This is a genomic window from Streptomyces sp. AA1529 (assembly GCF_000280905.1).
Taxonomy (GTDB): Bacteria; Actinomycetota; Actinomycetes; order Streptomycetales; family Streptomycetaceae; genus Streptomyces.
On the sequence record NZ_ALAP01000077.1, the window covers coordinates 43,429 to 52,682 of the forward strand.

The 9,254-nt window shown below is 74.2% G+C and carries 8 protein-coding genes; all 8 read left to right on the top strand.

The annotated features are described in order from the left end of the window. Nucleotides 1–127 precede the first annotated feature (127 nt). Nucleotides 128–1,057, top strand: coding sequence for a LysR family transcriptional regulator (locus A949_RS34195; RefSeq protein ID WP_051019587.1), 930 nt, complete (start codon nucleotides 128–130; stop codon nucleotides 1,055–1,057). After that, nucleotides 1,054–1,956, top strand: a complete 903-nt coding sequence (locus tag A949_RS0122210; RefSeq protein ID WP_019358234.1) for a serine hydrolase — start codon at nucleotides 1,054–1,056, stop codon at nucleotides 1,954–1,956. The genes A949_RS34195 and A949_RS0122210 overlap by 4 nt, the downstream gene beginning before the upstream one ends. A 258-nt stretch (nucleotides 1,957–2,214) precedes the next feature. Continuing rightward, the gene (locus A949_RS0122215) at nucleotides 2,215–3,060 is read left to right on the top strand and encodes an endo alpha-1,4 polygalactosaminidase (protein ID WP_019358235.1); all 846 of its coding nucleotides are present in this window, start codon (nucleotides 2,215–2,217) and stop codon (nucleotides 3,058–3,060) included. Between the two features lie 209 nt (nucleotides 3,061–3,269). Continuing rightward, nucleotides 3,270–4,604, top strand: a complete 1,335-nt coding sequence (locus A949_RS0122225) for an ABC transporter substrate-binding protein (RefSeq protein ID WP_019358237.1) — start codon at nucleotides 3,270–3,272, stop codon at nucleotides 4,602–4,604. A gap of 9 nt (nucleotides 4,605–4,613) precedes the next feature. Then, nucleotides 4,614–5,684, top strand: coding sequence for a carbohydrate ABC transporter permease (locus A949_RS0122230; protein WP_019358238.1), 1,071 nt, complete (start codon nucleotides 4,614–4,616; stop codon nucleotides 5,682–5,684). Beyond that, complete coding sequence (locus A949_RS0122235) at nucleotides 5,681–6,580, top strand: carbohydrate ABC transporter permease (protein WP_019358239.1); 900 nt, start codon at nucleotides 5,681–5,683, stop codon at nucleotides 6,578–6,580. Before A949_RS0122230 ends, A949_RS0122235 begins: the two co-directional genes overlap by 4 nt. 127 nt (nucleotides 6,581–6,707) lie before the next feature. Then, complete coding sequence (locus A949_RS0122240) at nucleotides 6,708–7,679, top strand: carbohydrate kinase family protein (RefSeq protein WP_019358240.1); 972 nt, start codon at nucleotides 6,708–6,710, stop codon at nucleotides 7,677–7,679. A 9-nt stretch (nucleotides 7,680–7,688) separates the two neighbouring features. Then, nucleotides 7,689–9,008 carry an alpha-glucosidase/alpha-galactosidase gene (locus A949_RS0122245; RefSeq protein ID WP_019358241.1) on the top strand — a complete coding sequence of 440 codons (1,320 nt, stop codon included), beginning with the start codon at nucleotides 7,689–7,691 and terminating at the stop codon, nucleotides 9,006–9,008. The last annotated feature ends 246 nt before the right edge of the window (nucleotides 9,009–9,254 follow it).

The following is a 9,254-nucleotide window of genomic DNA, read 5'->3' on the forward strand; positions in this document are numbered from 1 at the left end:
ACGGCGGGCCACGTGTGCGCCGCCGCGGCAGGCAGCCTGCCGCCCCGCCGGTCATGCGGTCCAAGACCGGATCGCGCCGTTCGATGCAGAATCCGCATAGCTCCGGCAGCCGCATAGAGTGGCATGCGTGGATCTTGTAGGCGCCTGCCGTGCGTTCGTGCACGTCAGCGAGCGGGGCAGTTTTACGGTGGGCGCGGCGGCGGCGCGCATGTCGCAGTCGGTCGCCAGCCGCCGCGTCGCCGCGCTGGAGCGGCACTTCGACGAGCTGCTCTTCGAACGCGGCGCGCGCCGGACACGCCTGACCCCCTTCGGACGGGAACTGCTCCCCGCGGCCCGGCGGCTGGTGCTCGCGGCCGAGGAACTCCAGCACGAGGCGGCGACGGCGCGGCGCCGGCCCGTCCGTCTCGCCGTCCCCGACACCTGCCCGGCACCCGCCCTCGCCCGTCTCGCGGCGGCAGCCCGCGGCCACCGCATCGCCCTGGAGCTCCGCACCGCCGCCCCGGAGGCGCGCCCGCACCTCGTCCGCTCCCAGCAGGTGCGGGCCGCGCTCGTCGCGGTGCCGCCGGACCAGGCGCGCTGGCGCGTGCCGCTCGGGCTCGCCGGCCTCGACCGGCCGCGTGCCCGGCGCCGTTACCTGGAGACGCTGCGGCCTCGGCGCACCGACTCGGCGCCGCCCCGCCGCGTCTGGCTCCAGCCCGAGGACGACGTACCGCACATCCGGGACCCGATCGTCCGGCTGCGCGACGCGGTCGGACTGCGCCCCGCGCAGCTCTCCGTGGCCGCCACGCTCACCCAGGCGGCGGCCGAGGTGTTCGCCTCGCAGGATCTGCTGCTGTGCTCGCCGCCGCAGGCCCGGGAGTTCGGACTGCACTGGCGGCCGCTCGGCGAACTCGCGCTGGAGCGGACCTTCGGCCTCCTCGCCGCCGAGGAGGGCGACGCCGAACGGCTCGGCGCCCGCCTGGACGAGCAGATCGCACACTGCCTGGGCGCGGACGTGCGGACGGACAGGGACGACGACGGGGACGACGGGGACGACGACGAGGAGAGCGGAGCATGACGGACGGCCATCTGCTGCGGGAGCTGCGCCAGGCCCTGCGCGACGGCGGACTGACCGGCTCGTTCCTCGTGCGCGACCTGCGGACGGGGCGGGAGGCGGGCATCGACCCGGACATCGAGCTGCCCGTCGCCTCCCTCGTCAAGCTGCCGCTCGCCCTCGCGACCCTGGAGCGCATCCGGTGCGGTGAACTCGACGGCGCCCAGCAGCTCGACGTGCAGCCGGGCCGCGCCACCCGGCCCGGCCCCACCGGGCTCACCCGGTTCCGGCACCCGGCCCGCGTCGCCCTCGACGACCTGCTCTACCTCAGCACCTCCCTGAGCGACAACGCCGCCGCCAACGCACTGTTCGGCCTCACCCCGCCCGGCGACGTGGACGCCCGGGTGCGCGCGCTGGGGGTGCGGGGCCTCGCGATCCGACACGCCCTCGGCGAGCTGACCGACACGCCGGTGGAGCACCTTCCGGCGCGGAACGCGCACCTGGCGCACTCCCTCGCCGTCGGCGCCGGCACCGGCGGGCACGGCCACCGGCTCCCACAGCTCGATGTGACCCGGGCCAACTCCGGGACGGCCCGGGCCTTCGCCGACCTGCTGGAGGCCTTCTGGACCCCCTCGGCCGTCGACCCGCACGTCGCGGCGCGGATCCGCGCCCTGATGGCCGACAACGTGCTGCGCCAGCGGCTCGCCCCGGACTTCAGCTCCGACGCGGCCGCCTGGGCGTCCAAGACGGGCACCCTCCTCAACCTCCGGCACGAGGTGGGGGTGGTCGAGCACGACGACGGCGACGTCTTCGCCGTCGCGGCCCTGACCGAGTCCCGGGTACCCGCGGCCGCCCAGCCCGGCGCCGAGGCCCTGATGGCCCAGGTCGCCCGCGAACTGCGGGACCATCTGCGGCACGGCTGAGCCCCTCGCAGCCGCGCGCGGGCGGGCCGCGTCGGCGGCGCACTGCGTGAAGATGCGTGTACGGGCGCTGTTTCGCGCAACTTCGAGCTCTTGACACCGGGTGGCGAGGGTCGGTTTACTCCGTTGCACGTCGGAGGAGAGAAAACGACGTCAGAGGTACGCCCAGCCGGTATGCGGTGCGCCGCGAGCCCGGACTGAGTCGCCAGGACCCGGTGTGTCCGAGGCGGGGACGTGCCCTCCACCTCCTGGAGTTCGACGATGCGGCACGACCGTCGACGTCCGTACCGGGCCCTCGCCGCCGCCGCGGCCGCGGCGGCCCTGCTGCTGGCGGCAGCGCAGGCGAACAGCACCCCGGCCGCCGCCGGTACCGGACCCGCCTCCCCGGCCGGGGACGTCACACTTCCCCCGGCACACGCCGGATTCGACTACCAGATCGGCGGCCCCTACGCGCCGCCCGAAGGCGTCGGTGTGGTCAGCCGGGACCACTCGGCGCAGCCCGCCGAGGGGCTCTACAACATCTGCTACGTCAACGCCTTCCAGACCCAGCCCGGCGCTGCGGAGAGCTGGGACTCCGACCTGCTGCTGCGCGACGCCTCCGGTGAGGTCGTGTACGACGCCGCGTGGGAGGGCGAGGCATTCCTCGACCTCCGGACGGCCGGAAAACGCGAGCGGATCGCCGAGCGGGTCGGCGCCTGGATCGACTCCTGCGCCGCCAAGGGCTTCCAGGCCGTCGAGCCGGACAACTTCGACAGCTACCAGCGCTCCGCGGGTCTGCTGACGGCGGCGCAGGCACAGGACCTCGTCCACAGGCTCTCCGACCGCGCCCACGCCCGGGGCCTGGCCATCGGCCAGAAGAACACCGCCGAACTGGCCGGAGCCCGCGAGGCGAACGGCCTGGACTTCGCCGTCGCCGAGGAGTGCGGCGAGTGGGACGAGTGCGACAGCTATCTGCGCGCCTTCGGCGACCGGGTGTTCGTGATCGAGTACACCGCCGACGGGCTGGCGGACGCGTGCGCGGGCTGGGGCGACCGGCTCAGCATCGTCCGCCGCGACCTGGACGTCCGCACCCCGGCCGAGGACGGCTACGTCCGGGAGACCTGCTGACGGGCCACCCGCAGCAGGTCTCCCGGGGCGGCGTGCCGCCCGGTGCGGGCCCGCCATGCACCCGTGCCCCCGCCGTTCCTCCGGCCGGTCGCCCGCGCCGCGAACCGTCCCGGTACCCCGAGAGCGGGCTCCGCCTCCGTACCCGGTACCCGCAGCATCCCGATTCCCGTCCCCGCGGCTCCGCCGCCCGCACCTTCCCGGAGGCACCGATGGCCGTACCCCGAAGCGTCAACGCCCCGTCGCCCCCGCGCCGCCGGGTCCTGCGCCGAGGCGGCGCGCTGGCGCTCACCGCGCTGGCCGGGGCCGTCTCCTCCGGTTGCGGTACCGGCCCGGGGGACGGAGCCGGAGCCGACGGACGGGTCACCATCGAACTCTGGCACGGCCAGACCGACACCGCGCGGGCCGCACTGCGCAGGCTGGTCGCCGACTTCCACCGCAGCCACCCGCACATCCGGGTGGACATGGGAGGCGGGGTGCTCGCCGACTCGATGCTGCAGAAGATCACCGCTGCCCTGGCCTCGGGCGCCTACCCCGACATCGCCTACGTCTTCGGCTCCGACCTGGCCAACGTCGCCCGCAGCCCGCAGGTCGTCGACCTCGGCGGCACCGTCGGCTCCGCAGGCACCCCGTGGAAGAACTACTGGGCCCCCGCCCGCGCGGCCGTCACCCTCAACGGTCGGGTCCGCGCCGCCCCGGCGCTGCTGGACGCGCTCGCCGTCGTCTGCAACAAGAAGCTCTTCGCACAGGCGGGCGTCCCGCTGCCGCAGGCCGGCTGGCGGTGGCGCGACTTCGTCTCCGCGGCACGCAGGCTCACCGACCGCGGCGGCGGCCGGTTCGGCACCGGCTGGCCGGGCGCCGGCGACGAGGACACCGTCTGGCGGCTGTGGCCCATGATCTGGGATCTGGGCGGTGACGTCATCGGGGACGACGGGCGCAGCATCGGCTTCGCGCGGCAGGGGGTGCGCGCGCTGGAGGTCGTCGAGGACCTCGTCCGGGACCGGAGCGTCTACGTCGACCCCAAGCCCGGCGGCGAGCAGATGTACCAGGTGTTCCAGGGCGGCCGGATGGCCATGGCGGTCACCGGTCCCTGGCAGCTCCCGGACATCCGGCAGGCCGGAATCGACTACCACGTGGTCCCGCTGCCCAGTTTCTCCGGACGCCCGGTCACCATCTCCGGCCCCGACACCTGGACCGTCTTCGACAACGGCGCCGCGCGGGTGCGCGCGGCCCGGACCTTCGTGGACTGGCTGATGCGGCCCGCGCAGGACGTGCGGTGGGGCGCGGAGGCGGGCAGCCTGCCGCTGAGCAGAGACGCGCGGGCGCTGCCGCGCTGGCAGCGCGAAGCCCGCCGCACCGAGGGCCTGGCCACCTTCACCGAGGCGCTGGAAGGCGCCCGTGTCCGGCCCACGCACCCGGCCTACCCCCAGGTCTCCCAGGCGCTGGGACAGGCCCTCGTCTCGGTGCTGCTCGGCCGCAGCAGCCCCGCGGCCGCCATGCGCGCCTGCGCCGACGAAGCCGACGCCGCTCTGCTGATCCCCCGCTGAGGAGTCCAGATGCCACATCATCCGCCGCCGCTGACGGTCGGGGACCCGCCCGCCGGCAGCACCGGGACCACCGGACCGGGACCGGCCGGGACCCGGCGCCGAGGACTGCCGCGCCGCCGCCCGGACGCGCGCCGCCGGGAGACCGCCACCGCCTGGACCTTCGTCGCCCCCGCCGTGCTGATCATCCTGGGGCTCAGCGTGCTGCCCGTGGTCTGGTCGCTGCTGCTCTCCTTCCAGGCCAACGACCTGGTCACGCCGAGCCGCTGGGTGGGCCTGGACAACTACCGGGCGCTGAGCGCCGACCCGCACTTCAGCCAGGCGGTCCGCAACACCCTGCTGTACACCGTGCTGTTCGTGCCGCTGAGCCTGGCCGGCGGGCTGGGGCTCGCCCTGGCGCTGAACCGCCGCATCCGCCTGGTCGGTCTCTACCGCACGCTGGTCTTCGTGCCGTTCGTGGTCTCCGCGACCGCCCAGGGAGTGCTCTTCTCCTTCATCCTCGACCCCGAGTTCGGGGTCGCCAACTCGGTGCTCTCGCGCCTGGGACTGTCGCCGCAGGGCTTCCTCACCGACCCCGGGCAGGCGCTCGCCGTCCTGGTCGTCATCACGCTGTGGAGCGGCACCGGATTCTGCGTCGTGGTCTACCTCGCCGCACTCCAGGACGTCCCCGCGTCGCTGATCGAGGCGGCACGGCTGGACGGTGCCGGACGCCGGCACGTGCTGCGGCACGTCACCCTGCCCGCACTCGCGCCGGTCACCGTCTTCCTCGTGCTGTGGCAGACCATCCAGTCCCTGCAGGTGTTCGACCTGGTGTACGTCACGACCAAGGGCGGTCCGCTCGGCTCCACCACGGTGATCGTCTACTTCATCTGGGAGCAGGCGTTCAAGAGCTTCACCGCCGGATACGGAGCCGCGGCCGCCTATGTGCTGGCGGTGGCGCTGGCCCTGGCCGGCGCCGTGCTGCGGATCGTCCGCGGCCGCGCGGACCGCCCGGCCGGCACCGGAAGCGGCGGCCCGGCCGGTGCGCCCCGCCCCGCGACGGCCGACACGTCCGGCCTGCGCACGGAAGGAACCGCACGATGACCCTCACCACCGCACCGCGGGCCGGCACCCCGCCCCGGAGCACGGCCTCCCTCACCGGGCCCGCGCCGGGTGCGCGCCGGCCGCGGCTGCCCTTCAGCGCCTGGCATCTGCTGCTGGCCCCGCTGGCCCTGCTGTTCGCGCTGCCACTGGTGTGGCTGCTGCTCAGCTCCGTGATGAGCGACGCCGAGATCAACCGCTTCCCGCCGGCCCTGCTGCCCTCGGGCATCGACCCGGACGGATACCGCTACGTACTGGGCAACGCGCTGTTCCCACGCTGGTTCGGCAACTCGCTCCTCGTCTCGGCCGTGGCCGTCGCCGCCAATCTGCTGTTCGGATCGCTGGGCGGCTACGCCTTCGCCCGGATGCGGTTCGCCGGCTCCAAGGTGCTGCTGGTGCTGATGCTGGCCACGATGGCCGTGCCGTTCCAGCTCACCATGATCCCCACCTTCCTGGTGATGAAGCGCCTCGGCCTCATCGACACACTCGGTGCGCTGATCGTGCCGTCGCTGGTCACGCCGTTCGCCGTGTTCCTGCTCCGGCAGTTCTTCCTCTCCCTGCCCCGCGAGTTGGAGGAGGCCGCCTGGCTCGACGGCTGTTCACGGCTGCGGGTGCTCTTCACCCTCGTCCTGCCGCTGTCCCGGCCCGCGTTGAGCACCGTCGCCGTCCTGACGTTCCTGACCACCTGGAACGACCTGACCTGGCCGCTGATCGCCATCAACCACGACACCCAGTACACGCTGCAGCTGGGCCTCACCACCTTCCAGGGCCGGCATCACACCAAGTGGTCGGCCGTCATGGCCGGCAACGTGCTGACCGTGCTGCCGGTGCTGCTGGCCTTCCTCGGTGCGCAGAAGTCGTTCATCCGCTCCCTGACCTCGACCGGTCTCAAGGGATGAGCACCGCACCCGCCCCCGCGCCCCGGTCCTGACCTGCGGCCGCCGGTGCCGTGCTCATCAGGCACCGCTCGTGCCGCCCGCCGCGACCGCCGCCCGCGCGGTGTGTCCCGCACTCCTGGAAGGAACCATGCCCCACAGCTTCGATCTGGTCGTGCTCGGCGACGCCAACCCCGATGTGGTCGTCGGACCGCTGTCGGGCCCGCTCGCCTTCGGACAGCGGGAGCAACTCGTCGGCTCCGGCACCCTCACCCTCGGCGGCTCGGCCGCGATCACGGCCTGCGGCGCGGCCCGGCTGGGGCTGTCGGTCGCACTCGCCGGACGCGTCGGCGACGACGCGGCAGGCCGGTTCGTCCGCGAGGCGCTCACCGAGCGCGGGGTCGACACCTCGGCGCTCCGCACCGACCCGGAACTCCCCACCCCGCTGACCGTGGCCGTCACCGGGAGCGGCGACTCCGGGGCCGACCGGGCCATCCTCACCAGCCCGGGAGTTCTCGCGGCCACCGGCAGCCGGGACATACCGCCCGGACTGCTGACCGCCGCCCGGCACGTCCACGCCGCCTCCTACTTCCTGCTGCCGCAGCTGGCGCCCGCGCTGCCCGCACTGCTGCGCACCGCCCGCCGCCACGGAGCCACCACCTCGCTGGACACCAACGACGACCCGGCCGGCCGCTGGGACCCCGAGGGGCTGGCCGCACTGCTCCCCGTCACGGACTTCCTGCTGCCCAACGCGGCGGAGGCCGTCGCGCTCGCCGGACCGGGCAGCGGCGGCTCGCCCGCTGCCGCAGCCGCGCTGCTGGCCGCGCGGGGGCCGGTGACCGTCGTCAAGAACGGCGCCGAGGGCGCCCTCGCCCACGACGGGCACACCCCGGTGCAGGTCCGCGGCGTCCCCGTCACCCCGCGCGACACCGTCGGCGCGGGCGACAGCTTCGACGCCGGGTTCATCGCCGCCCACCTCGCCGGGCTGCCGCTCGCCGCCGCGCTGGAACTGGCCGCCGCCTGCGGCGCCCTGTCGACCCGGGCCCACGGCGGCACCCCGTCCCAACCCACCTGGCAGGAAGCCGCCGACCACGCGGCCGCTCCCGCCGCCACGACCGACTGAGAGAGCAACATGACCACCAGCACCGCCCCCGCTGTCACCTTCGTCGGCGCCGGAAGCGTCGTCTTCACCCAAGGGCTGCTCAGCGACCTGTTCGCGTTCCCCGAACTGCGGCACGCCCGTATCGCCCTGCACGACATCGACCCCGAACGGCTGGCGACGGCCGAGGCCGCCGCCCGGCAGATCGCGGCGGCACACGGCGCCACCCCGCACATCACCGCGCACACCGACCGGCGTGCCGCGCTCACCGGCGCCGACTTCGTCATCAACAGCGTCCAGGTGGGCATGGGCGAGGCCACCCGTACCGACTTCGAGGTGCCCGCCCGGTTCGGCGTACGCCAGACCATCGGCGACACGCTCGGCATCGGCGGCATCTTCCGGGGGTTGCGCACCTTCCCCCTGCTCAGGTCGCTGGGCGCGGACATCGCCGAGATCTGCCCCGACGCATGGCTGCTGAACTACACCAATCCGATGGCCATGAACGTGCAGTACCTCGCCCAGGCCACCGGCCTCACGCGGGTGGTGGGGCTGTGCCACTCGGTCCACTGGACCATGCACGGACTCGCCGAACTCGTCGGTGTGCCCTACGAGGACGTCACCTACCGCGCCGCCGGTGTCAACCATCAGGCGTGGGTGCTGGAGTTCCGGCACGGCGGCACGGATCTGTACCCCCGGCTCGACGCGCTGATCGAGCGCGACCCGCAGTTGCGCCGCCGTACCCGCGTCGACATGTACCGCAGACTGGGCTACTACCCGACCGAGACCAGCGAGCACTCGGCCGAGTACGTGCCCTGGTACCTGCACCACGACAGCGAGATCGCCCGCTTGCGGCTGCCGATCGGCGCCTATCTGGACATCGTCGCGGAGAACGTCGCCGAATACGAGAGCACCCGGGACGCGCTGGCCGCCGGGCGTGCCCTGGAGGCCGAGGGGACGATGGAGTACGCGCCGCAGATCATCCACAGCATCGTCACCGGCACGCCCCGTACCGTCTACGGAAACGTCCCCAACCGCGGGCTGATCGGCAATCTGCCGTCCGAGGGCGTGGTGGAAGTGCCCTGCCTGGTGGACGGATCCGGTGTCCGCCCCACCCGGAACGGCCCACTGCCCGCCCAGCTGGCCGCTCTCAACCGCACCTATCTCAGCACCACCGACCTGGTGGTGCGTGCGGCGCTGGAGGACGCGCCGGTCCGTGTCCGCCAGGCGGCCATGACCGACCCGGCCACGGCCGCGGCGCTGCCGCCGGAGCGGATCTGGGAACTGTGCGACGCCATGGTGGAAGCGCACGGCGACCGCCTCCAGCCGGGGCTGCGGAAGCCGCTGGGAAGCTGACCGCCCTCCGGGGGCCGGACCGGCACGTTCTTCCGGGACGGGGCGCCCGCTCCCGGCACCCCCGGCCCGTCCGGGTGTCGCCGGGCGGCGCGTACGCCGTCCGGATCAGCGCTGCCCGTACCGCTGGGCCGCTTCCCCCAGGGTGCGCAGCTGCTGCTCGGGCTGGGAGATGAGGGTGCCGAGCCCGAGCTCGCCCGCACCGCCGGCGGCCGGGGCCGGGGCGGCGCGCGCGCGCGTCGCGTCGCG

What these genes read in the sequence shown, in the direction of transcription:
- A949_RS0122245 (WP_019358241.1), top strand. Translation starts at nt 7,689, where the DNA reads ATGACCACCAGCACCGCCCCCGCTGTCACCTTCGTCGGCGCCGGAAGC.
- A949_RS0122215 (WP_019358235.1), top strand. Translation starts at nt 2,215, where the DNA reads ATGCGGCACGACCGTCGACGTCCGTACCGGGCCCTCGCCGCCGCCGCG.
- A949_RS0122235 (WP_019358239.1), top strand. Translation starts at nt 5,681, where the DNA reads ATGACCCTCACCACCGCACCGCGGGCCGGCACCCCGCCCCGGAGCACG.
- A949_RS0122210 (WP_019358234.1), top strand. Translation starts at nt 1,054, where the DNA reads ATGACGGACGGCCATCTGCTGCGGGAGCTGCGCCAGGCCCTGCGCGAC.
- A949_RS0122230 (WP_019358238.1), top strand. Translation starts at nt 4,614, where the DNA reads ATGCCACATCATCCGCCGCCGCTGACGGTCGGGGACCCGCCCGCCGGC.
- A949_RS0122240 (WP_019358240.1), top strand. Translation starts at nt 6,708, where the DNA reads ATGCCCCACAGCTTCGATCTGGTCGTGCTCGGCGACGCCAACCCCGAT.
- A949_RS0122225 (WP_019358237.1), top strand. Translation starts at nt 3,270, where the DNA reads ATGGCCGTACCCCGAAGCGTCAACGCCCCGTCGCCCCCGCGCCGCCGG.